Raw genomic sequence first — 23,883 nt, 5'->3', positions numbered from 1 at the left:
AGACAAAATTGCGATTGCACTCAATCTTGATGTGAAAAGCATTATCATGAAGCGTAACCTTTTGAAGGGCATTTGTGATGAAGCGGCAGAAATTCTTAAAGATAAGATTGTTCCGGGTATACGAATTAGAAGCCTGAGTTTGGTCCGTTTAAGAATTCTATTTCCTCTGGCGTGGAGTCACGTTTCAAGATGTCATTACGATGAGGGAAGCGGCCAAAGCGTGCTACAATATCACGATGAGCAATCGCAAATCTTAGATTACTTTCTATGCCTAATTTTCGATATAGCTCCACAGCAAGCTCCTGCTCCGTCAGCTCTTCACTATGCATGAAAGGCATATACAAAAATACGCGTTGCTCCTGAGTGAGATCAATGTCCGAACCTTTGTTAATCGCTTCTTTTGAAATTTCTATCGCTTGCCCATCCGTCGCAAATGATTTTGGGGTGCTACGAAACATATTGCGAGGAAACTGATCTAACAGGATAATGAGCGCGAGGCAGCCATCTGCTGTTTGTTGCCAATCACTCAACATACCACCAACCGCTTCTTCATAAGCGGAGAAAAAGCGGTCATAAATTTCCTGATCAAATTGCGCGTTTTTCTTAAAGCGCAGAGGAGCCACCCGATCTGAGAACCAGAAATCAAGGATGTTTTTAGGCGTGATAGGCATGAATATAATCTCCGCTTTATTGGCAATATAATACATTCAGCATAGAACTTTATCTACGCGCAAGAGAGCTCTTTTCTGAATCTTTTGACTCATCTTTGGTCTTCTTGCTTTTTACGGCCCAATCTCCTTCTTCTATACGTTCTTTCTTCTTCACGGTTTCTTCCACTGTTTTCTCATCTACTCCAAATAGCTTTCCCACTGTTTTTGTCATTGGGGTGAAAATATTTTCACTTGTCCAGCGATCCCATGACTGAAACTTTTCTGGAGCCATTGCTCTGCCACCAAACAATAGCGTTGCGCTGGTTGCGGCGCCGAATGTCTTGTACAACAACATGTAAGAAACAGGTAATCGGTTACCAGTGATCAATTTTTGCGAGGCAACATTGAGTCCTACAGAAGCTACCGTCCATACTGCCGCCTGCCCAAAATGACTAATCTCATGATGATAGAGTTCATCGGCATATTTCTTAACTTTGGGATCATCTGGAGATAGTCCCTCTTTTAGTGCCCAGTTGAGTGCCGCTTTTTGCGAACTCTTGCGATAGGTTTTACCGAAAATGGATTCCATACCATTATTAACCCATTCCATAAAACCTGGAGCATGACGTTGCACAGCAATTGCTATCGGTACTGCTCCTAAATCACCAATTGCCTCACCAATCACCCAATGTTTTAGAGATCCTCCGAATGTCGCATCGTGATGATGGTGGAAAGCTTGAAATTCTTACCTACGTCAGAAAGACGCAGCTTTGTGCTAACAGGCATCGCAAGCGTTTTGACTGCTGTATCCCTGCTGGCATCTTGTTTTAACACATCATCGAGTTGGCATTCCTCACCATGATGTTCATGCGTATCCACACCAAACTCTGCCGCATGCAAGCTGACGCTTAGCAATGCAGTTATAAAGAATAACGTAAATATTAGACACAATTTGCGCATGAATTCAATGTAACACAATTTACAAATGGCAAAAATGACGTTTTGGTGACAGCTCTCGCTTGCGCAATTGAAATTGCAAAGATGAGTTTTAAGCGACACGGGTTCTATAATTCCCTTCCGCTATTTAAATAATAAAACACACCCGTATCTTCATTAAACCTTAGCTGTAAGGTGCCTTCAAGACTGATGGGTTCATAGCTTAAAGCAATGGGCTCCTCGGTGAAGACTTCCACCATTTGTGTGGGGCCTACATGATAATGGAAGGGACAACTTAAAGGATAAGGGCCAATTAAGAAGTTTTTATGTTTCTCCGATTGTTCCAATGGAAACATATAGCCCATAAGCGTTACGTGCTTGCCGTCTAGAGCTTTCACTGCTTTGCTATATTCTGGTTTGATGAGACAAATATCGTAACCATCATCACCCATGGTGCAGGATTCATGCTCTTTCGTAGTGGCAAATACTTCCCAGGCAATGGCACCGCCTGTTACTTGCAATGGCTCCCAATCTTCCTCCATTAGATATTCAGGCATCGGTTCTTCAGAAAAGCTCTGTGCAGGTGAGTAAGCGATATAAGCCATACTAACTGACAGCAGTACAAGAATACCGAGAAAATATTTAATCATCGACAAATTCAGCCTCTTCCAATCTAAAAGTAATGCCTAACTCTTTATCATTTGGAATAGAAAACACCCCTGTCAGCAATATAGGCCTACGCGTATAAGCGATTCCTGAACCCTCCATTATGACTTCGACCATATTGCCTGAATGGGAAGGTATGTGAAACTGGCAAACATGAGACCGCTTACTCAGCAGAAAATGATTATGTTTTTCTCCCATTCTTATCGGATACATATAGCCATAAATGGCGACGGTTTTTTGCTCCATCCCTTGTAATTTCTTAAGCGTTTCTCCGTAAAGAAAATCACGGCCACTTAGCGCCTGAAAAGCGTCCTGTAAAGAATCCCATGGGAGCGCGTGTTCGTGCGTCACCTCCAACGGCGGATCAATGTAACGTTTATAAAGAAACACGCTGCCAAAGATAAAGGGAAGTATAATGACAAAAGTAAGAAGCTCTTCTTTATATTTGAATTTCTGCCACATTATCATTTAGTGCGAGCGCTGTAATAGGGTGAATATTTCTGTTTTGCTCGCGTGCCAAGCGGGAATAATACAAGCTATGCTTGATGCAATCATTACCCCTAGCCAAAGCCATAACACAGAAGGCAAAAACAGCATTCCCGTTAATCCTATCTCCTGCCCTTTTTCGGTCATGGTTCCTAGGAGTTCGAGGATTAGATGTCCCAAACCCCAACCAATCAAGCTTCCAATCAACGCAATCAAAAGACCTTCTGTCAGCACCAAATGAAACAAGGTTGCGCGCGAGGCGCCCAATGTACGAAAGATTGCCAAATCATGTTGTCGCTCGCGAATGGAATTGAGCAAGGCAATAAACACACTGGCCAAAGAGACTGCTACCAGTAATCCACCAAATAGCAGGAGTGTATCACTGCCAACACCAATTAAATCGAGTAGTCGTGCCATCTCAAAAGCCGGACTTGCTGCTTGCATCGAGGTTTTCTGATTAACATAACGCGGAAAGCTCATCACCGCAGAACGGTTACGATAGGTCACCAGTAACGCAGTTATCTCGCGCTTTTCATCAATTTCCTCTTCATGTTCTTCATGATGATTGTGCTCGTGATGAGCATGTTCGTCATGTGATTCCTCTTCATCCTCACGATGCGGCTTTTCGCTGTGTAGATCCCATACACTCTCTAAAGAAGTAACGATTAGCCTATCCAGCACCGTTCCCGTTTTTTGCAAAATACCCGTGATTTGATAGCGAGATTCGTCATGCGCATGGCCACCATCCATTAATCCGTGATTACCGGTGAAACTATCGCCTAACTTTAAACCCGTCTTTGTCGCAACTTGACTGCCGATGACGGCTTGCATCGCTCCTTTCCATATCTCGCCTTGGGCAAGCTTCGCATTAAAATGCTTTAGGTAAGCAGGTTCGGTTCCTACGATACGATGCCCTCGGTAACTATCGCCTAGTGAGAGCGGAATAGCCTGTTTGATATGCGAGTGCTTCTGAATGGTTCGCGCTTCTTTGAGCGGAATATTACCCGTTGGAATATCGACATGCTGTACGCTTGAAAGAATGAGTTGCAGCGGACTACCTTTTGCGCCTACCACCAAATCAACCCCTGCCGAATCTCGGTAAAGGCGTTGCTCTAACTGATGTCCTAGTAAAATCAATGCGGTCATCAACATCATGCCCAGCGCCATCATGCTAATATGTAAAACAGAATTTAAAGGCTTATCTTTCAGGTAAGCTAAGGCAATCGAATAAGCTCTCATGACACCGCCTCCAATTCGATCACCTGTTCATCAGAAAAATGCGCTTTCACGCGCTTATCATGCGTCACGATAATAAGCGAGGCATCGCACGCCTGAGCTTCTTCTTCCAGTAAATTAAGCACCGCTTGTGAATTGACGTCGTCTAACGCAGAGGTTGGCTCATCGCATAATATCCATTTTGGTTTGCCAATGACGGCCCGTGCAACGGCGAGCCTTTGCGCCTCTCCCATACTTAGAGTCGAAGCTTTTTGGTGTACTTTCGATTCAAGGTTTAATCTTTTAAGGGTTTCTTGGAGTCTGACTTCCTCCACTTCCTTACCCGTAAAATTTAACCCTAATTGCAAATTTTGCATGACGGTGAGTGGTTTAATCAGATGGTGATTTTGGAAGATAATACCCAAATTTTGTCCCCTAAAGTGATCGACCTCTCTTGTCGTTTGATCATGGAGTGATTGATTATCATAGCGCACCTCGCCAGAACTAGGCTTTAAAAGCCCTGCAATCATCGCGAGCAAAGTAGTTTTACCACTACCAGAGGCACCCAAAACTAGCATCTTTCTGCCCGTCTCTAGTGAAAAAGATAAAGACTGAATGATAGGTTTCTGCTCTATTACAAAGCTAATATTTTCAATCTCAAGCACTCAATAATCTCCATTGCATTACACTCACCAATTATGTTAGTTTATAACATATATAATTCTGCAAACAAGGCGCTACTATGCAAGAATGTACGACTCATAATCAATGCACTGCAACCGCTTTACAGAAAGCGGAGTTGCTTTGCGAAGATAAGAACTTACGATTCACTAACATCAGACGTAAGGTGCTGGAGTTAGTCTGGGGAACACATACTCCAATCAAAGCTTATGATATTCTAGAGGCACTTAAAGGAGGGGAATATTCTGCCACTCCTCCCACTGTTTATCGAGCATTAGACTTTCTTCAGGAAAGCCGATTAGTGCATAAACTACACCACCAAAATACCTATATTGGCTGCACTCATCCGTTAGAACAGCATTTATGCCAGCTTCTAGTATGCACAGACTGCGGTTCGGCTGAAGAAAGCTGCGATAACCAAACCGCTTCTGCGATCCATCAATTAACGCAAAAGCATCGCTTTACACCGCAGCAAGGCGCAATTGAACTGACTGGCCTTTGCGTCGATTGCTCAAGCTAAAAGGTAGAGAGTCAGATTAAATGCATAAAGGATCGTTACCGCGATAAGTATCAGGCGGTAATAATCTTTTTGTGGCGCGCAAGGCGGATGCGAACAACTTTCCTGCGTTGAACAATCCATATAACGACTCATCACAGAAGAGATGATACTCAATAGTAATAAGACTCCTGAAGCGACCAACACGTGAGGTTCAATCGCTTCATACCACTCCCATTCTCCGAGCGACCCAGTCGATACCCCCAACACCGCCGCAAGGCTGGTCAAAGCCATCAAAGTAGGAATACCACAGCAAAATAAATGCATTAGACAACCAAGAAGAATAAACGAGAGCGAACTATAGCGTAACAACATGAAACCTAACCTTTGTTATGATGCTTGTTAACGTTATTCGTTGCGCAGTGCAACTAAATGTTATAATATAACATTTCATTCTTGATTTTCTAACAAATCTACAGCGGAACCATTTTAGCTTTCCGCTACCATGATTCAGCTTTCGCTGTGGATACAAAACCTTTGCCAATGAAAAAGCAAAGAATCGCCCTTGGCGTTGTGGCAGTTATCTTTTTTACATTGATTGCCATAGCATTCTACGCTTGGTTTTTCTCTAACCCTATTTATCCGGGGCCAAGAATTATTGAGCGTGCAAAAGAAGCTCAGCAAATTCAGCAATTGACCATTATCGTTTCAATTGCGCTTTCGCTGCTGGTGATGCTTCTGCGTCATTGGCTCGCAAAGCAGATTGCTAAGTTTCCCTATTTGATGGATGTGATTATTGCATTTATTATTTTGGTGGAAGCTTTGAGCCACGGTTTAGGTTTGCCAATCCCACACTCGCATGCGTGGTTGGAGATACTCATCCCCTATTTTTCGGCTACGAGAGGTGGAAGATGGTTTATCCTTCATACTCATGTAGGTAAGTGGGTATTACAAACCGCCAACAGCTGTCACCAAATTCGCTGGAAAAATTGGATGGTAAAATTGGCATATATCGTCAACACGCCATTACGTATTTTCTGGCACTATTGGGCAAAAAACAAACCCCGTTCTGATTAAGTTCAGGCGGGGTTTGTCGCTTAAAAATACATCATGTCTGAGAGAAGTCATCTGGTACATACCAGATACGGAGCAAGCATGGTGGCGGCCCTGCTGGTTATGGCTTGCGACGGATGCTTAGTGGTGGCAACATGCAGCGCCCGGCACTAAAGCGGCTAATGGAAGACATCGAAACTGGCAAAGTCGATATTATCGTCGTCTATAAAGTTGACCGCCTGACACGCTCGCTAACAGATTTCTCTAAGCTAGTGGAACTGATGGATGCCAAAGGTATCTCATTCGTATCCATCACCCAGCAATTTAACACCACTACATCGATGGGGCGGCTGACACTGAATGTACTATTGAGTTTCGCGCAGTTTGAACGCGAAGTTACCGGTGAGCGCATTCGAGACAAAATTGCAATGTCGAAACAAAAAGGTAAATGGATGGGCGGCCTGCCGCCGATGGGCTATGAGGCGGTGAAGCAGAAGCTCGTTATTCATGATGAAGATGTCAAAACCATCCAACATGTTTTTGAGCGTTAGCACTTATATAAATTTATATAAGTCAGTGACTTACAAGAAAAATGGCGGTGCTGTGAGTTCTGCCAGCATAGTTCTTCGAATGAGATTCCCTGATAAGGGCTGAAATACAGGGTAATTCGTCAAAATATCAGGGATATCGTGCCTTTTGACTGAGTCACGAGTTAAGTTTTCTGCCTCTCTCACGCCCATTTCCCTAAAACACATAACAGGGAATTATCAGGAAATATTGTGAAACAATTAGACTACCACTTACGAAAAGTCCGTAGATAATCTCCTATCCAAAATTTTCAGAATGAGATAACCTTTGCACCTAACACCGTACATAGGGGAAATTCATGAGCGAAAGTTTGTTCGATCGTATAGGCGGCGAAGGTGCCGTAAACGCGACTGTCGCAAAACTATATAAAAAAATACTGAATGACGAATTATTGGCACCCTATTTTGACAATATTGATATTGGTCGCCTGCGTCTTAGCCAGTCAGCCTTTGTCACCATGGCATTTGAAGGCCCCAATAACTATACTGGAGAAACGATGCGCCGCGCCCATGCTCGATTTGCAGAAGATGGGCTGTCCGATAAGCATTTCGATGCAGTGGCAACACATCTCAAAACTGCTATGGAAGAGTTATCTGTGCCAGATGAGCTAATCGCGGAGGCTCTGGCGATTGTGGAAACCACAAGAGATGATATTCTAAACCGATGAATTGTTCGTTGTTATCAATCATGCTTCTTAGCTACACAATTGCTATATTGGCAACGGTGGCTTTCTTGATCCTTAACCAAGAGCAGTGGCTCTACCTTTGCGTTGGCACCTTTGCATTGGGAGCGATCGTTAATATTTTACTGCTCCGTCAGCAAAGGCAGAAGAATGAAACACAAGCAATAAAAATGCGCCGGGCCGATCGTCGGAGCCAAGCGTTAGTCCTTGACGCTGAAGAGAGCATGAAACATCAACGCCGACAAAATGAGAAATTGAAAATTGCGTTAGAAAAAGCCGAGGATGCCAATCAAGCTAAAACAGAATTTTTGGCGAATATGAGCCATGAGCTGCGGACACCGATGAACGGTATATTGGGGATGTCCGAACTACTCAAAGACACTACATTGAGTACAGAGCAGCGAGAACTCACTGATACAATTTATCATTCCAGTGACGAATTACTCACACAATTGAATGATATTTTGGACATTTCTAGAGTAGAATCCGGCGATATCGTGATAGAAACAGTTCCTTTCGATATCCGTCTAATGATGCAGGAGGTATTCAAACTTTATGAGGCCGAAGCAAACAATCAGAACCTAATGCTAAAACAAGACATCTCTCACAACGTACCAACGATATTACTGGGAGATTATATCAAACTACAGCAAATTATGCGCAACTTAGTGAGTAATGCTATTAAATTTACCGAGCAAGGGCACATTCAACTGCGAATCACTGCTCAAGCTGGGCAGTGTTTTTTCCTCATTGAAGATACAGGTATTGGGGTTCCCGAAGAAAAGTTAGAAGATATTTTTAATAAATTCACCCAAGCCGATGCCTCTACAACACGAAAATACGGTGGTACTGGGCTAGGATTGGCAATTACCAAACAATTAATCGAATTATTGGGGGGACAGATTACCGTGGAGAGTCAAGTGAACAAAGGTACCACTTTCTCTTTTGCTCTACCTATGCAAAAGGCAGAGGACAGCATGGCCGCGGTCAATCATAAAACAGTTAGCACGAATACCTTTGGCAAAATTGCAGCCCCTCGCAAGAGGCACATCCTGGTGGTAGATGACCACCCCGTAAATCGCATATTCGCGCGCAAACTCCTTGCAAAAATAGGATTTGAAAACGTGGATACCTCCAAAAACGGTGTACAGGCACTCGCAATGATCGAGAAGAAAAAATATGCCCTCGTGTTGATGGATTGCCAGATGGCGGAAATGGATGGATATGAAGCCACCCGCCTCCTACGGGGAAAAGAGAAAGACACTCACCTTCCAGTCATTGCCGTAACAGCAAATGCAATGTTAGGTGATCGCGAAAAATGTCTGAATGCCGGAATGGATGATTACCTTAGCAAACCTTTAAAAAGAGACAATTTGCAAATGATGTTGGAGCGATGGCTAACCAAAACCACAAGTACTGAAGCATGTAACACAACCTCGGAAGATGTTGTCAGCCTAGAAAGTAACGTGATTGATCTACAGCATCTAGCAATGTTTACGGACGGTGATTTAGGAGAGGAACGTGAGCTTTTTGAACTATTTATTGAACAAGCTGTACTCACGATGGAGACACTGTCCGATAGTCTGAACGATAATGAAGAATGGCAAAGAGCAGCGCATAAATTCACAGGATCAGCAGCTAATTTCGGTGCAACCGCATTAGCTGCTTCCTGTAAACAAGCGGAACTCTCTCATAAAAAAGAACGAAGAGAAAAAGAAGTTCTCTTAAACGAGATTCGGGAAAAATTACAGCAGGTAGAGCAGTTTGCGAGTAAACGTTACGCTTGAATAAGCGAGTCGATTAGTCCACCCGCCCTTTTTTCCTGAATTAGTTACCTAGAATCAGCCTTTAGAGTTACCCAGCTTTGTTGATGTAATGGAGGAGTTGCTCTTTGTGGAAAGGTTTACCCACGAACCCAGATGCACCGGAACTTATCGTCTCAACAATATTTTCTATATAGTTATTACTACTAAACATCACGATATTGGCACTGGGATCGTATTCAAGGAGCATACGCAGCAGTGCTTTTCCGTCTTTTCCAGGCAATCCGATATCTACGAAAACAATATCTGGAGTATGTACCACATAATGAGCTAGTGCTTCATATGCATCTTCTGCGGTGATAAGTTCACTATCATCACCCTGAAGGACCTTTCCTACCATGCGTCGCGTAAGTGAGTCATCCTCCACTACTAATACTTTTTTATGAAGACGTTCTTCTTCAAAACGTGAAAACATTGGATGACGACTGAGTATTTTACTTGTCTCTTCTACCATCTCTAAAGTGTCTAATTCGACTTCATCTTTTTCTATAATGCCATCAGTAACGTTTGCTGTAGCTTCACCTACTTTTATCGAAAGCACCTCCGCTTTTGCTTCGCAGCAAAATGCAAATCTTTGGTGATCATCGGCTAAATGATACAAACGGAATGTAGCCTCTTCCTCACAGGGCATATGTAACACGTCCACTAACTCTTTAGCTAGAAGCCTTAATTGCGCTACTGGCATAGCACAGGCAATAATCAGAATATCTCCATCTTGTAAAAGATAGCTTTTACTATTCAGGTTATCTGTAGCCCGTTGAATGGTGTTACGTATTTCTTCCTCTGGATAATAGGGCGGTAATTCTTTCGTACCGGTACTAATATGTATGGCATTCCATTTTACCCAACTCTCTGGGTCTTTCCTTAATACTTCTGCAATTTTTTCTAATGATAGCGCATTATTTTGTTCATAGGTATCCATGGATATCCCCTTTCGATTTGTTGATTACGCAGATTTTTTGTGTGTTGGACACTTCTGTATATGCTGCAGAAGTTTTTCCCGACTGAATGGCTTGCCCACGAAGCCTTTTGCTCCCTGCTCAATGGCACGCATTACATTTTCTCTATCACCGTTTCCGCTAAGCATAATGATATGCGCCTTGGGGTCGATTTCCATCAGCTTTGCACAGATTTCGTGACCACTAATATCCGGCAGGTCAATATCAAGAAAAATGATATCTGGTGCAGCAGAAACATAGGTAGTAAGTGCCGCATAGCCGTTCTCTACCACAGTCGTACTATGATGTTTCTCCAATGCATTACACACCAATTTACGAGAGAATAAGTCATCCTCGACCACCATTACTTCCGTATGGATACGTAGCTTGCGCTTATCACGCATCCTTTGCACTTCTTCAGGAGAAAAACTCAGATCAAGAATTTGTTGACGTTGGTTTTCAACCTCTCGCTGTTTGCGTTGTTGAATATTCGCCTGTTTATCTTGAAGCAGTGTTTCTGCCATAACACTTACTTCTCCCCATTGTAGCCATAATTCGTATAAAGTGATATTTTTTGAGACCAAAGTAACATCTAGTGCCGTCTGTACCGCATGATAAAAAAGCTCCATTTGCTCTATAGTGATCCCGTTTCCTACGATTATGATTCCTTTTTGTTCCAATAGAAAGAGCTGGTAATCATCATTCTGAAAGAGGCGACAGGCCTCAGAAACAACCTCCTGCAACGCAGACCTGGAAATTTCAGGCAAATGCGAAAGTTCCAGCCAGAGGCAACGCTTATTGCCAGGTTTTTCTTTCACTGCTTCCAGTGTCTCGATAAAACGTTTTTCCACTTGAGACTGAATAATAATCATCTTTTTCCTCTTTCTTTCCGTTAGAAGTATTTCGTTTCTAGGTGATACTTCGCAAAAGACGTGCCATATATCATTATATATATTTATCAATAGCTTGATTGGTTTATGTGAATGCTTTCCTCCCATTTAGGGAATTCTATTCTGAGTTTGGGAGTTTTTTCTTCAATCTATGACGAGGGAACAAAAACAACAAACAGCCTCTTTCATAGCTCAAACATAGATAAGCATCTTTAGCGAGTTCCGGAGTGAGTTTTGAGGTAAGTATTAGATACAAAAGATGTTTCCTCTACTGCATATTAGGAGACTACAGCAGATACTTTATATCCAAGACTGCACAAACTCAGACACTAAAGAGAACTCTTTACATAACGCATCATATTGTTGTGATGATTGCTCTATGTCAGCATTCATTTCCAACTGGCAGGCCAGTCGATGAAGGTTGCTCATCCCCATTTGCGAGTTGCTGGACTTGAGTTGGTGAGCGGTACTACGGGATAGCTTTAAATCACCCCCATCAATAGCATTCCCAAGCTGATGAATAAGCTCCTGAGTATGAGAAAGGTATTGCTGTAGCCAATCAGAAAATTCATATCCCATCAATTTCTCTACTTCGGAAAATGCATCCAAATCAATCATAACCGTTTGGTCATTCATCATAATTTTCTTCATAATACTATACAGGCAATTGCCATGCCATGCAGAGAACACAGCGATTCTCTTATTTTTTATCTCAATTTTTCTTATTTCTTCCCGCACCGAGAATAATATTCCCAAAATGGTACCTTTATTGCGAAAAATAAGAGAATTTCTACTTTTTACAGGCACTTCTTAATGGCATAGCGCTTGCGATGTTCTTTTCAGAGGACATTAACAAGAAAGATAAGAAAATGGCTCAAGTGCTTTATGTAGAAGATAATCCGTTGGATAAGAGACTATTTTCCAAAATAGTAAATAGTTGTGACAATATGCAAATGAGCACGGTGAGTTCCCTTGCCGCCGCACAGAAATACATTGATACAACAGAGATCGATGTTCTGTGCCTAGATCTAGGATTGCAAGAATCAGAAGGAATTCAAACCGTTAAAAACTTTAGAGAATTATGCCCAGATATCCCTATTGTCATTCGAAGTACTGAACAGAATATGGAAGTCGTCAAAAATATATTCCATATAGGAATAGAGGGATATTTACCCAAAAACATTACGAGCAAAAAGCTAATTCACCACGTATTACACACCTCTATTCTAAAGCACCGCCATGCCTCTCCGCATTTAATGACTTTGCCCATCATGGAAGCATTGTACCATGATGTCGTTGGAACATTGGCCTCTATCGAGGGATTCTCTCAGACGCCAGAAACCGCTGTTAATACAATAGAAGCTGAATTGTTGAACTATAGTCTGATGGAATTACAGAGTGTAATGCATAATATTTTAGATTATTATCATACGCTGAATGGGCAGTTACGTACAACACGAGATCCCGTTCATATAGAACAATGGTTACAGAGTATATTGGCAATCGTCGAGCCTGTTGCTGCCCAGAAAAATATTAGCTTTATACGGCCTATTTCATACCCCAAAGAGCCATTAGTATTGGATAAAAAGAAGCTAGAGAATGCATTATTCCAATTACTTCATTTTCTGATACTTCAACACCATCAAGCAGAGTTTTCTCTAAATTGCCAACTTGTGGAGACAGAGGATAAGCCGCTATTGTGGTTACAAATTTTCACCCCTTTATTCGAAATTAACAGTCACCTTCTAAGTAAGCCTTTATATCGAAATGGTTTTGGGCCAGGCATTATTGTACCTTCACTCAAGGAGGTTGGCATTGACATTGAGGTTGAAAATATAGGCGAACAAAGTTGCATCAATATCATAATAACAACCTAAGCGGTATCTATCCACAAGCTTTGACCAAAAACTCATTGCATATTTCGTTGCGGGAAGGCTTTGTAAACTTAATAGTTTCTTAGTCATTCGCCAGTATAGTTTGCTGTAGAAAACAGTTTTTAAGGGAAGTCTATGGCACGTCACATTCTGATTGCAGATGATGATATCTTACAGCAACGCATGATACAAAAAGCGCTGGAGCCTCATGCTGGATACACCGCCAGCATCGCACAAAATGGACATGAGGTATTATACTATCTTAAGCAGAAAGACGATATCGATTTAGTATTACTTGATCTTGGGATGCCTGAAATGGGTGGATTTGAGGCGTTGGAAAACTTACGTGAAAATTACCCTGATTTGCCGGTTATTATCGTCACCGGTAGCGATGATTTAAGAGATGCCGTTAATGCGCTGAAATTGGGTGCTAATGACTTTATCACCAAGCCCATCCATCCAGAACGACTGATAACCTCAATCAATAATATGTTTGAAACGCAAACATTGGAAAAAGAAGTTAAGCGTTTACGGAAAAAAGCAGGAGAAGTAGGAGGGTTTCGCGATCTGATTGGCCATGAAACTGGCTTGAAACAAGTAATTGGTATTTCTGAGCGTGCCGCTCCTTCCGATATTCCCATCCTTATTTCCGGAGCAAGCGGTGTCGGTAAGGAGTTATTTGCTTACGCTATTCACCATGCTTCGGATCGCAATAAAGGAGCATTTATTGCGATTAACTGCGGCGCTATTCCCGAAAAACTGGTAGAAAGCACATTATTTGGCCATGAAAAAGGCTCCTTTACCGGAGCTGTTAGCAAGAAATCAGGGAAATTCTTGGAGGCACAAAATGGCACCTTATTTCTAGATGAAATAGGAGAGTTGCCCCTTGATGCGCAAGTAAAAATTTTGCGTGCAGTACAACAACAAGAGATTGAACCTGTTGGCGCGACTAATACGGTGCAAGTTAATGTACGTATCATTTCAGCGACCAATCGCCATCTACCTCGGGAGGTAAAAGAAGGACGTTTTAGAGAGGATCTGTACTTTCGTTTAAATGGTATCCCGATAGAAATCCCTTCATTAAGTCAACGCCGTGAGGACATTCCCGAACTGACTGAACATTTTATACAGCATTATGCAAAACAGAATAACTGTGAGGCTCCAACACTTACAGATGAAGCGATGGAGTATTTGCTGCAATATGAATGGCCCGGCAATGTACGCGAATTAGAGACAGCGATTCATCGAGCTGTTGTACTCGATACTGACGGCACAATCAGCGTACGTGCCTTTACTCACTTTTTATCAAACACCAGTTATTTGGGACATCCAGAGCTTGATATCACCGGCGAGGCAAACGGTTATATCGGCCTACGCAATCAGCAAGGACAGTTCAAAAGCCTAAAAGCAATGGAGTGGGAAGTCATGGAAGAGGTGCTGAATGCATATCAGGGCAATGTTGTGACAGCTTCGAAAGCACTCGGCATTGGCAAATCAACTCTCTATCGTCGTATTGATGAAGAAAAAGGGATAGATACTCCTGTAGAAGAACCTATTGAGGGCACTGGAGCATAGCACGCGCCTACTCTTCTAATGCACACAAGTCTCAATCGCTTGCTTTAAGGCTGTAGTCTGGAATGGCTTGCTTAGGTAGTGATTAACACCAAGCATTTCACAAGCATGCCTATCTTCTCTTCGCTGACTACTGCTTAACATAATAATCGCTGTTTCAGGATCCACTTCTTTAAACCATTTAGCAATATCATAGCCGGAGATACTAGGCAGACCCATATCAAGAATGCTCACATCCGGTTGTTGATCCAAAAATTGCTGAATCGCAGACTCTGCATTAAAAGCGCGTATGAAATGGTATTCTTGACCGAGAGTTTTACGCAGTAGACTATGAATATGAGGTTCATCATCCACTGAAAGAACCGTCGGTTTTTGAGAATTTTTTGAATGTTTGTCTGTGTAATAATTTTCCCTTAAGGGCCCCTCTACCGGCGGCAAAAGAACTTTTGCAGGCAACGGTTCAGTAACCTCTGTTTCCATCATTGGTTCTAAGTAAGGCAACGCTTGTTGAAAGCTTCCAGAATGGATGCCCGTTTTGTCTTTCAAAAAAAAATGACCGGGTTCATCAGAATATTCGTAGAAATCAGAAATTTCCGTAATAGCCGCTTCTACATCTTGAATATTCTCACTACATAACAGAATAATAGTGCGAGTTTCTTCAATAAAGCAATGCGATTGAATATTCACATTTTGTTCTATCGTCGCCAGCATTTGCGGCAGACTAATTTCGCTAATGCTACGATGCCGTTCTCTGGATACACCTAGCGATTCCACACCCACCAAAACCACATGCCACTTAGCATCACGATCATAGGATATATCTGCTAATTTATTTTTGAAAAAGCGATAGTCATTCTCTTTTATGGTATTATGCATTGTTTCTCTCCCGATTAAATATAGAACCATTCACTTGCCAGAATAACGAGCAGCATTGCCAAAAAAGTCCCAGCGGCGCCCTGTATGGGTGCCTTATTGACAAAAGAGATAACCTCAGCTTGCCTGTCTTCATTCACCGATGGTCGACCCAGTGAATGATAGATAATATTGGATTCTTTCATTTTCTGAAGATCATAAATATTGCGCAAATCCAACATGAGCGGCTGGCGCATCGCTATTTCTATTTTATCTAAATCCAACTCGATAAACTCTGACCATTCTGTGGCAATAATCACCATATCAGCGCCTTCCACCGCACTATAGGCACTTTCCGCACAATGGACAGAATCAGGCAATTGGGCTTTTTCTCCGTCCATGGCTTGTGGGTCATACACAATAACATTGACCTTTTCCTGATGAAGTGCTCTTACAAGTTCTGCAGCAGGGCTTTCACGCATATCATCGGTGCCCGCCTTAAATGCCAAGCCAAGCACTGCAATATGTTGCCCCGCAAGACCTCCAGTCAGTTTGCGGATACGACGCATGATTCGCTCGTGACGAGCTTCATTACTGACCAGCACACTCTGCATCACCGTCATCGGGGCACAAAAATGATTACCAATATGAACCAGTGCCTTCGCATCTTTGGGGAAGCAAGCCCCCCCAAACCCTGGCCCAGGATTAAGGAATTGCTGACCGATACGGCTATCTAAACCGATTCCTTGTTTAATATCGTCCATGTTACCACCAAGTTTCTCCGATAAGTCTGCAAGCTCATTCGCAAAACAAATTTTTGTAGCAAGTAGCCCATTGGCAGCATATTTAATTAATTCAGCGCTCACGGTATCGGTTTCTACAAAGGGAACATGATTGCCGATCAAGCTCTCATAGACCCACTTCATGGTTTGCATGGCTTGTTGACTATCACTGCCCACCACAATGCGCTCTGCTCGCATGAAATCCTTGATGGCAGAGCCTTCTCGCAAAAACTCCGGGTTAGAAACAACATCTACGTCTATGTCACCTTTGGCAGCATAGATCTTACGCTCCAGCAAAAGAGCGGTACGTGGTGGAACTGTAGATTTATTCACAATCACAGTATAACCGCTTAGATGTTTAGCAACCTCCTCTGCTGCATTGATAATATAGGATAAATCCGCTCCTCCATCTTTGCGGGGTGGAGTTCCTACACACAAAAATACAACTTCTGCATTGGGTATAGAATTTTTCATATGGGAAGAAAAGCGAAGGGTATCACGCTCAATATTGCGCTTTAGCAGGGCTTCCATACCATCCTCATAAATGGTGGGAACGCCTTGCTGCAATTGTGCAATTTTTTCTTTATCCGTATCGATGCAGGTGACTTGATGTCCAATTTCTGCCAAGCAACAGCCGGTAACCAAGCCAACATAGCCAGTTCCGATAACCGTAATTTTGAGTGAAGCTGAATTCATAACGTGACTCCTTTAGTTGCAGTTACCTCTAAAGAAGCAAATGAGATGCCATATATTAAACCATTGTATTATATATCTTTATTACTATTCACCTCAGAAACCTTTCCCAATATGAATAAAAACCTTCCAGAATTGGGAGTTTTTGCACTGCATTATTCACATAAATTCACAAAGAAAAAAGGAGATAAAATACATATAACTATCTGTTTTTAATGTAGATATTCGTAAAATATTTTCAACATAACTAGACTTAAACACAGTTGGTATAAGAACTGCTTATCTCTATTTAAATCAACGAAAGACACATTATGGAACTGTTCGAAACAACACGCAGCACATCCCGCTCAAAGTTGAAGTTACTCATCGTTGAAGATGATATGACACATTTTATACATCTTTCTTCATTACTGCGTGAACGTGGTCATCACGTAAAGGTAGTCAATAGCGGAGAAGAGGCATTAGCTACCTTACAACAGAATCGTTATCATGCTGTTTTCTTGGATATTATGCTGCCGAAAATGGATGGATTTTCCGTGATAGAAAAACTGCAATCTTTGCCTGCATTAAAGAATATACCCGTCATAGTCACCTCTGCCCATGTCATGCAAAATTTCGCCCATCGTTTTCCCAAAAATAGCGTGACAGCTTTTTTGTCAAAACCCATCGGTCAGTCTCTATTAGACATCACATTACAAGAGCTGGAGAATCATGCCGTTATCTCGTCATAGGCTGCTCGCATTGATTGCGTTGATTGGCTGTCTTAATGGACTCAGCCGTCCGATATTGCTGTCCTTATCAGAACAGAATGCATTTGATGCATTGTTACATGGCTTTAATCTAAACTTATTTGTGGTGATCGCCATCATTGTTGCATTGCGGTTCATAATAGGGGCAACAGGTAACCATTCCCTTACAATGACCGATAAGGCCATCATACTTCTCTGTCTTATGGCATTCTGTGTTCCCAGTGCGATGGTGAGTTGGATCGTTTTAGCTGCCTTTGCACTTTGGTATGGCTGGCACTATCGTCGCCATTCACAAATTTATGCCGGTTTCCTGGTTCTGTTTGCCGTTTCTGCACGTGAACCGGTGGTCATGATATTACTAAAAACCTTTGCCTCTTCAGTCTTGAGTCTGGACGCGTTGTTGGCGCAAACGCTTGCCAATTTGGCTGGGTTTGTTTCCGAGCGCAGTGATAACCTCATCACCACGCAAGCAGGTCGCTCGATTTTGATCCTGGCACCTTGTTCTTCTGTTAGTAATCTTTCCATTATCTGGTTGGGCTGGCTAGTAGCGGCACGAAGCCTGTCTCATCGCTGGCAGCAGCGCGATGCTACCGTGCTGCTGACACTCACGGTAATGGTGTTAGCGCTCAATTGGCTGCGACTGGCGATGCTAACCTTATCACAAGAAGTCTATCACTGGCTTCATGGTGAAGCAGGTAAAGCGGCGTACGAACTGACGCTTATTCTACTCATGTTCATTATTATTCGGAGGATGTATGCAAAAGAGATATTGGATTATTGTAATCCTACTCGCCAGCATCGCGCTGTGGGGTAAGGCGGAACGCTATTACGAACCGCCAGCCGACATGGAACGGCAAGTGCAAAAACGGTTGCTTGCAGCAATGGAGCTGCATGACTTCTCCCTTGCCGCGCAACAGGTTCTTACTTCTGGTGGGGTATTTTCTGCATATCACTTTACTCATCCACGCTGCGGAGAGTCACTGACGATCATTCCCCTGTTCAAGAGTGCGGAAGCGGTGAGTATGGTGCAAAAGAAAAATCACCATAAACCTGTCTTTTTCTATCGAGATTATCAGGGGGGTAGTTTTCCCAGTGGGTATTATCTGTGGCGTGAAGGGATTGCACCCTTATGGCGCATGGCAGGGATAGAGAAAATACCGTTCCCCACCGTACTGGCTCTGCATGATCCATCAAATTGCGTGAGTGAAGCATCTGTGACATTTGAAGGGTTTTGGCGATGAAGCATTTACGAAAAGAAGGCACTGAAATCTGGCTGGCTGTGGACTCGCAGCATTTCGGCGGTATTGAAAGTCATATCTATCAGTTGGCAACAGGATTGCTACAGTTCGGCTATCAGCCACGTGTGGTGTTTTTGCGAGATTACGGCAAACATCCATTACGCGAAGCATTACAGAAGGCCGATATTTCAATCATGACACTCGCACATCCTTGTCGAGGCTGGAAAGAAGCAATCCTACGACATCGCCCGGCCTTAATTCATACGCATGGTTATAAAGCAGGAATTTTAGGTCGAATTGCCGCGCGTTGGTACACAGTGACTTGTATTTCCACCTATCACAGTGGTGATGCAAATAGTTTTCGAGTGCAATGCTATCGTTGGCTGGATGAACAAACAGCGCCACTAGCTCAAGCAATATTGGCAGTGAGTGCGACGGTCGCCGAACGTTTGCAAGATGATACCTGTGTCATTCCCAATTTTGTTCCTGTTCCAAAGATCATCTCCAGAACTGGCAAGAAAATCGCCTTTGTCGGGCGCCTCTCGCATGAAAAGGGGCCGGATCATTTTACTGATTTAGCCAAATCATGCCCAGAACAACAATTTACCATCTATGGTGACGGTCCTATGCGTCAGTTGCTCGAGGTTCCTGACAATTTGAGTTTTGCCGGTCAGGTGGATTCGATGGAACCACATTGGAAGGACATTGATTTGCTTATCATGCCTTCTCGTCGCGAAGGGTTGCCAATGGCAGCATTAGAGGCGATGGCGCATGGTATTCCGGTTGCGGCTTATGCAGTGGGAGGACTTCCCTCTCTTATCCAGACGCAACAGAATGGTTTTTTGATAGAATCCGGCAACCCGAAACAGTTGGCCGAGGCCGTAACGGACTGGTCGTTGATGAGTGAGGCGGCGCGTAGGGTGATGCGTGATAGCGCGCGCAAAACTATTCGGGAACGCTATTCACCGGAGATAATATTACCCATGATTATCAAACATTATGAGGAGGCTTATGCATATCGGCATTATATTAGGTAGCTTTCCGGTATTATCAGAAAGCTTTATCCGCAATGAAACCCGCGCACTGCGCGAGGTTGGCATTCCCACCGATATTGTCGCGATGGTGCCGGAGGATGCATCGACGCTCTCTAAGCGCGATCAGGAACTGGCGCACACAGCCTATTATTTACCGCATCTTCCTGTTCCCTCATGGCGAGAGCTGTTGGGTTTTATCCCGAACATGCTTTCCGCCTTTGCGTTTCTTTTAAAACAACGAAAACTGTCCCTGCTTTCATTACTCTATCAGGGCATCCGGCTTGCTATAAAGGGACGAAAACAGGGATGGACTCAGATACACACCCATTTCGCCTGGGGACATTCGGCCTATGCAATCGTGGCGGCAAAGCTATTAGGCGTGCCCATCACCATGACGTGCCATGGTTCCGACATCTATGCTACGCCAGAAGATTTGGAAGCTAAACTGGATTATTGTGACGGTGTGATCGCGGTATGCGATGCAATGAAAAAAACGCTTTCTGCCCAAACCAATACCCCGATCCATATGATTCCTTGCGGGGTGGATACAGAGTATTTTCAGCCTCCCGCAATCAAAAAATCAAACGGGCGGTTATTGTTTGTTGGGCGACTCATCGACTGTAAGGGAGTCGATGACTTGCTACACGCCATTGCTGATCTATCACCCAAACAGAGGTTGCCGTTGGATATTGTGGGCGATGGGCCATTACGCACCGAATTAGAAGAACTCTGTACCGATTTGCAATTGAATGAAATTGTATCATTTTTAGGCGCCAAACCTTCTGATTGGCTACAACAGCATGCCCCTTATTACCGAGCATTAGTATCTGCATTCCGACGAGGTAGGGATGGTGCACAAGACACAGGCCCAGTCATTATTAAGGAAGCCATGGCGATGGGATTGCCAATCGTTAGTACCGAATTTATGGGCATTCCGAATATGGTAGCGCCCGAAAATGGTATCCTCGTACCGCCCGGAAACCGAAAGGCGCTAGGTCAGGCACTCTTCCAGATTTGGGATAAACCAGAAGCCGAATTATTCAAAATGGGAGAAAACGGACGTGAGCGCTGTTTACAAGAATTCCATATACAGAAGCAAATACATGAACTTAGTATCGTTTTCAGCTTTCTGGCACAGCTTGTGCGTTAATTACTAATAGAAGTTAGGGAATGCGATAATAGATCCGCATCTCCATAAGAAAAAAGAACAACCGCTATAGGGAGGGGGCACGATGCGTAGATTCTATCGCCATATCAACCATGCCGCCTGTTATGCGCTGGTCATTGCATTGGGTAAGGGCATTTCGCTTTTAATGCTACCGGTGATTACCCATGCTCTACCCGTCATGGAATATGGTCGATTAGAGCTGATGGTGGCTATTGCCGATATGGGAGGCATATTATTGGGATTTAGTCTGGTGGATGCGCTATTTCGTTTTGCCGGAAGCGCTGATTCTGAGAAGGAATCACAAGCAAAAGCGGCTTCCATTTTTGGATTATGTCTGTGTTTGGCAATCTCCGGTCTCCTTATTGGGCAGCTTACTGTACCGTTATTGCTGTCTTTATTGCCAGAATCAATCATAGAAATAGAGTTACGAATTCTGCTAGTTACCCTCTCGCTTACCGCTACCATTCAAGTGCCTCTGGCGTGGCTACGAATGCAGAATCACATCACTCGATATTGTTTGTTATTTGGAGGAAAAGCACTTCTGCAAGCCGGATTAATCTGGGCGGCCCTACACAAAGGCTACGGCGTGATGGGAATTTTAATGGCAGGGTTGGCGGCGGATTTGCTGCTATGCGTCATCCTGTGTCTATTGCAATATCGTGATACGTCTATCCGCCTATATTGGCCAGAATTAAAGCAAATTTTACCCTATAACTTACCCTTGATATTAGGCGCTCTCGCTTGCTGCCTATTGGGAAGTTTTGATCGCTTTCTACTCGCACCTGCCGTGGGTCAGGAAGCGCTCGCGCATTATGCACTAGCCGGAAAATTTGCACTGATGGTCGCACTGATGGCTGAACCTTTCAATATGTGGTGGTTCCCGCGTCGATTCAAAATGTTGAAAGAAACAGACGGTGCTTTGCGTAGTGCACGCAGCGTCATGCTGGGGGTGGGATATATTACCGCTGCGGCAATGATCGTATCACTCACCGCACCTTGGTTGATTATCTGGCTAACCCCTGCATCTTATCACGACGCCGGTGACTGGGTGCCTCTGTTATGCGGTATCGCGGCGCTGCATGCTATTACCAATCTTATGAATATCGGTGTTTATGCCGGGAAAACAGGGTGGATGCCTAGCGCCATTAACATCGCCAGTGCCGTGATAGCACTCGCTGGCTACCTGTTACTTATACCTTCTTATGGTGTTTCAGGCGCAGTGGGTGCGACCTATCTCGCTTTCGCAATACGCTTCATATTGTTTCTCTCTCTCAGTCAACGCCGCATTCCTATTCCCTATCTTCGAGGCATTGCATCACTGTGTGGGAACCCCTTAATGTTCAGGAGGTACTGTCATGACCTCTCCTAATACGGTAATCTCTGGGGGTAGTTCGACGATTCTCTCTGGATTAATGTGGCTCTGGTGCCTAGCCTCATTGGGAGTGCTTTATGCCACGGGTGAACCTCTCTATCTGATGGTATTACTCCTTTTACCGCTAAGTATGATTATGGGGCTACAACTGCCCTTCCTCCTTGCGATGGGATTCGTGCTATTCTCTTTCTTCCGGCTGCATGAGGCTTTTCCACTCCTGATGCCATTTCATATCCCGAAATTACTCTCACTGGGAGCCATTTCCAGCTTTGGACTATTACTGCTACAAAAGCGCATCAAGCTGTTCTGGACTCCGGAACTGACCTGCTTTTCCTTATTTTTCCTCTATTGCACAATGGGGACCCTTTTAGCCGAAAACCGTGGGCTCGCCTTTGCCTATTGGAGCGGTATCTATGTAAAAATCGCCATCATGGTTCTGATTATCACCTACCTGACACAAACACCGCGCCAATTGCGCTGGGTTAGCCGGTTGATTGTATTGGCAGGTATAGCAGTGGCATTAGTGACTATCGCAAATAAGCTACAGGGAATTGGATTGGTCGAAGGTACACGAGTGACGATCAGCCGTGAATTGGGCAGCATTCTGGGCGACCCAAATGACCTCGCACTTACCTTATTATTTCCTTTCAGTTTTGCTATCACACTGGCGATGCGCTGGGGAGTACGCTGGGTCGATCGCTTTGTTGGGCTCTTTGGCACTGGCATTATTTTACTCGCTATCCTCTATACGCAAAGTCGAGGTGGACTGCTGGGAGTGGCGACCGTGATGTTTGTCCTAGCATGGTTCCGAGTCAGGTCTAAAACACTACTCATAACCGGAGGAATCATCGCCTTATTAGCATTATTTACCATGGCTGGAATTACAGATCGTATCTCCGGTGGCGCCCAAGAAGCGGGCTTAGATGAGTCAGCCAATATTCGTCTATATGCCTGGTTCGCTGCCTTCAAAATGGCACTCTATAATCCGTTAACCGGCGTTGGTTTGGATAATTTTTATGCTAATTTCTTTTTCTATTCCGATTTTTGGGACAATAAAAACCATGCCGTACACTCCACTTGGTTTGGCGTAATGGCCGAAACCGGATTTATAGGGTTTGGTCTTTTTGTTGCGATGATTTGGCAATTATTGCGTGCCGCACGCAAATTGCACATGGATACTCTCCATGCTAAAGGAGAAGATGCTCAGGCGCTCAGCCTTTCCATCACATCGGAAGCGTTATTGGCCGGTATTTTATCCTTCATCGTCTCTGGCACTTTTCTAACGCAAGGCTTCACCTGGCCCGTTTATATTTTACTCGCACTGACGGTTGCTGCCGTACGAATTCATCAACACACGCTGAAACAGTCTGTGGTAAATGCACACCCTCTTTCAGAAAGGCAACCCATTACCCCTACTTTCACACCATTAACCCAATAGGAGGAAT

At 43.7% G+C, this 23,883-nt stretch carries 27 protein-coding genes; 14 read left to right on the top strand and 13 right to left on the bottom strand.

Translation table 11 applies throughout. From position 1 onward, the window contains the following. Positions 1–125: 125 nt before the first annotated feature. The 7 genes from P8P30_01540 to P8P30_01510 all read right to left on the bottom strand — a co-directional run bounded on the left by P8P30_01540 (position 126) and on the right by P8P30_01510 (position 4,618). On the bottom strand, positions 126–671 hold the full coding sequence (locus P8P30_01540) for a DUF924 domain-containing protein (protein MDG1286229.1): 546 nt from the start codon (positions 669–671) through the stop codon (positions 126–128). Positions 672–720: 49 nt separating this feature from the next. Continuing rightward, entirely contained in the window at positions 721–1,335 is a 615-nt protein-coding gene (locus P8P30_01535; protein MDG1286228.1) for a hypothetical protein, read from the bottom strand. An 8-nt stretch (positions 1,336–1,343) separates the two neighbouring features. Then, a complete protein-coding gene (locus P8P30_01530; GenBank protein MDG1286227.1) occupies positions 1,344–1,610 on the bottom strand; it encodes a hypothetical protein in 267 nt (88 codons plus the stop codon). Positions 1,611–1,714: 104 nt separating this feature from the next. Then, positions 1,715–2,236, bottom strand: coding sequence for a DUF3299 domain-containing protein (locus P8P30_01525; GenBank protein ID MDG1286226.1), 522 nt, complete (start codon positions 2,234–2,236; stop codon positions 1,715–1,717). Next, entirely contained in the window at positions 2,229–2,714 is a 486-nt protein-coding gene (locus P8P30_01520) for a hypothetical protein (GenBank protein ID MDG1286225.1), read from the bottom strand. Before P8P30_01520 ends, P8P30_01525 begins: the two co-directional genes overlap by 8 nt. A gap of 6 nt (positions 2,715–2,720) precedes the next feature. After that, entirely contained in the window at positions 2,721–3,977 is a 1,257-nt protein-coding gene (locus P8P30_01515) for an ABC transporter permease (GenBank protein MDG1286224.1), read from the bottom strand. Then, on the bottom strand, positions 3,974–4,618 hold the full coding sequence (locus tag P8P30_01510; GenBank protein ID MDG1286223.1) for an ATP-binding cassette domain-containing protein: 645 nt from the start codon (positions 4,616–4,618) through the stop codon (positions 3,974–3,976). Before P8P30_01510 ends, P8P30_01515 begins: the two co-directional genes overlap by 4 nt. A gap of 77 nt (positions 4,619–4,695) precedes the next feature. Here P8P30_01510 and P8P30_01505 point away from each other — a divergent pair, with 77 nt between their 5' ends. After that, positions 4,696–5,154: a transcriptional repressor gene (locus P8P30_01505; protein ID MDG1286222.1), complete on the top strand. Its 459-nt coding sequence runs from the start codon at positions 4,696–4,698 to the stop codon at positions 5,152–5,154. On the opposite strand, the gene P8P30_01500 is transcribed toward P8P30_01505, so the two are convergent. Then, positions 5,146–5,424: a hypothetical protein gene (locus tag P8P30_01500; protein MDG1286221.1), complete on the bottom strand. Its 279-nt coding sequence runs from the start codon at positions 5,422–5,424 to the stop codon at positions 5,146–5,148. The two genes, P8P30_01505 and P8P30_01500, sit on opposite strands and share 9 nt — an antisense overlap. Positions 5,425–5,652: 228 nt before the next feature. Between P8P30_01500 and P8P30_01495 the strand changes: the two genes are divergently transcribed. The 4 genes from P8P30_01495 to P8P30_01480 all read left to right on the top strand — a co-directional run bounded on the left by P8P30_01495 (position 5,653) and on the right by P8P30_01480 (position 9,240). Continuing rightward, positions 5,653–6,207 carry a hypothetical protein gene (locus P8P30_01495; protein MDG1286220.1) on the top strand — a complete coding sequence of 185 codons (555 nt, stop codon included), beginning with the start codon at positions 5,653–5,655 and terminating at the stop codon, positions 6,205–6,207. Positions 6,208–6,320: 113 nt separating this feature from the next. After that, positions 6,321–6,734 carry a recombinase family protein gene (locus P8P30_01490; GenBank protein MDG1286219.1) on the top strand — a complete coding sequence of 138 codons (414 nt, stop codon included), beginning with the start codon at positions 6,321–6,323 and terminating at the stop codon, positions 6,732–6,734. Positions 6,735–7,069: 335 nt separating this feature from the next. Beyond that, the gene (locus P8P30_01485) at positions 7,070–7,438 is read left to right on the top strand and encodes a group 1 truncated hemoglobin (GenBank protein MDG1286218.1); all 369 of its coding nucleotides are present in this window, start codon (positions 7,070–7,072) and stop codon (positions 7,436–7,438) included. A gap of 56 nt (positions 7,439–7,494) precedes the next feature. Continuing rightward, positions 7,495–9,240, top strand: coding sequence for an ATP-binding protein (locus P8P30_01480; GenBank protein MDG1286217.1), 1,746 nt, complete (start codon positions 7,495–7,497; stop codon positions 9,238–9,240). A 67-nt stretch (positions 9,241–9,307) separates the two neighbouring features. On the opposite strand, the gene P8P30_01475 is transcribed toward P8P30_01480, so the two are convergent. From P8P30_01475 to P8P30_01465, 3 genes are all read right to left on the bottom strand, one after another. Beyond that, a complete protein-coding gene (locus P8P30_01475) occupies positions 9,308–10,198 on the bottom strand; it encodes a response regulator (protein MDG1286216.1) in 891 nt (296 codons plus the stop codon). 24 nt (positions 10,199–10,222) lie between these two features. After that, the gene (locus tag P8P30_01470) at positions 10,223–11,086 is read right to left on the bottom strand and encodes a response regulator (GenBank protein ID MDG1286215.1); all 864 of its coding nucleotides are present in this window, start codon (positions 11,084–11,086) and stop codon (positions 10,223–10,225) included. 318 nt (positions 11,087–11,404) lie between these two features. After that, positions 11,405–11,755: an Hpt domain-containing protein gene (locus P8P30_01465; protein MDG1286214.1), complete on the bottom strand. Its 351-nt coding sequence runs from the start codon at positions 11,753–11,755 to the stop codon at positions 11,405–11,407. 218 nt (positions 11,756–11,973) lie between these two features. Here P8P30_01465 and P8P30_01460 point away from each other — a divergent pair, with 218 nt between their 5' ends. Together P8P30_01460 and P8P30_01455 are read left to right on the top strand one after the other, a co-directional pair. Beyond that, on the top strand, positions 11,974–12,981 hold the full coding sequence (locus P8P30_01460) for a response regulator (protein ID MDG1286213.1): 1,008 nt from the start codon (positions 11,974–11,976) through the stop codon (positions 12,979–12,981). Between the two features lie 132 nt (positions 12,982–13,113). Then, the gene (locus P8P30_01455; protein ID MDG1286212.1) at positions 13,114–14,553 is read left to right on the top strand and encodes a sigma-54 dependent transcriptional regulator; all 1,440 of its coding nucleotides are present in this window, start codon (positions 13,114–13,116) and stop codon (positions 14,551–14,553) included. Positions 14,554–14,568: 15 nt separating this feature from the next. Here P8P30_01455 and P8P30_01450 read toward each other — a convergent pair whose 3' ends face one another. Together P8P30_01450 and P8P30_01445 are read right to left on the bottom strand one after the other, a co-directional pair. Then, positions 14,569–15,426 carry a response regulator gene (locus P8P30_01450; GenBank protein MDG1286211.1) on the bottom strand — a complete coding sequence of 286 codons (858 nt, stop codon included), beginning with the start codon at positions 15,424–15,426 and terminating at the stop codon, positions 14,569–14,571. A 14-nt stretch (positions 15,427–15,440) separates the two neighbouring features. Continuing rightward, positions 15,441–16,880, bottom strand: a complete 1,440-nt coding sequence (locus P8P30_01445) for a UDP-glucose/GDP-mannose dehydrogenase family protein (GenBank protein ID MDG1286210.1) — start codon at positions 16,878–16,880, stop codon at positions 15,441–15,443. Positions 16,881–17,188: 308 nt separating this feature from the next. Here P8P30_01445 and P8P30_01440 point away from each other — a divergent pair, with 308 nt between their 5' ends. The 7 genes from P8P30_01440 to P8P30_01410 all read left to right on the top strand — a co-directional run bounded on the left by P8P30_01440 (position 17,189) and on the right by P8P30_01410 (position 23,876). Beyond that, entirely contained in the window at positions 17,189–17,608 is a 420-nt protein-coding gene (locus P8P30_01440) for a response regulator (GenBank protein ID MDG1286209.1), read from the top strand. Next, complete coding sequence (locus P8P30_01435; GenBank protein ID MDG1286208.1) at positions 17,589–18,440, top strand: hypothetical protein; 852 nt, start codon at positions 17,589–17,591, stop codon at positions 18,438–18,440. The genes P8P30_01440 and P8P30_01435 overlap by 20 nt, the downstream gene beginning before the upstream one ends. Continuing rightward, entirely contained in the window at positions 18,382–18,867 is a 486-nt protein-coding gene (locus P8P30_01430; protein ID MDG1286207.1) for a hypothetical protein, read from the top strand. The genes P8P30_01435 and P8P30_01430 overlap by 59 nt, the downstream gene beginning before the upstream one ends. Next, positions 18,864–19,901: a glycosyltransferase family 4 protein gene (locus P8P30_01425; protein ID MDG1286206.1), complete on the top strand. Its 1,038-nt coding sequence runs from the start codon at positions 18,864–18,866 to the stop codon at positions 19,899–19,901. The genes P8P30_01430 and P8P30_01425 overlap by 4 nt, the downstream gene beginning before the upstream one ends. Beyond that, a complete protein-coding gene (locus tag P8P30_01420) occupies positions 19,876–21,048 on the top strand; it encodes a glycosyltransferase (GenBank protein ID MDG1286205.1) in 1,173 nt (390 codons plus the stop codon). The genes P8P30_01425 and P8P30_01420 overlap by 26 nt, the downstream gene beginning before the upstream one ends. An 82-nt stretch (positions 21,049–21,130) precedes the next feature. Next, a complete protein-coding gene (locus P8P30_01415) occupies positions 21,131–22,435 on the top strand; it encodes a lipopolysaccharide biosynthesis protein (protein ID MDG1286204.1) in 1,305 nt (434 codons plus the stop codon). Next, complete coding sequence (locus tag P8P30_01410; protein ID MDG1286203.1) at positions 22,422–23,876, top strand: O-antigen ligase family protein; 1,455 nt, start codon at positions 22,422–22,424, stop codon at positions 23,874–23,876. Before P8P30_01415 ends, P8P30_01410 begins: the two co-directional genes overlap by 14 nt. Positions 23,877–23,883 lie beyond the last annotated feature (7 nt).

It is taken from the genome of Rickettsiales bacterium (assembly GCA_029252805.1).
GTDB lineage: Bacteria > Pseudomonadota > Alphaproteobacteria > Rickettsiales > JALZUV01 > JALZUV01.
This window is presented reverse-complemented; position numbering and strand designations above follow the sequence as displayed.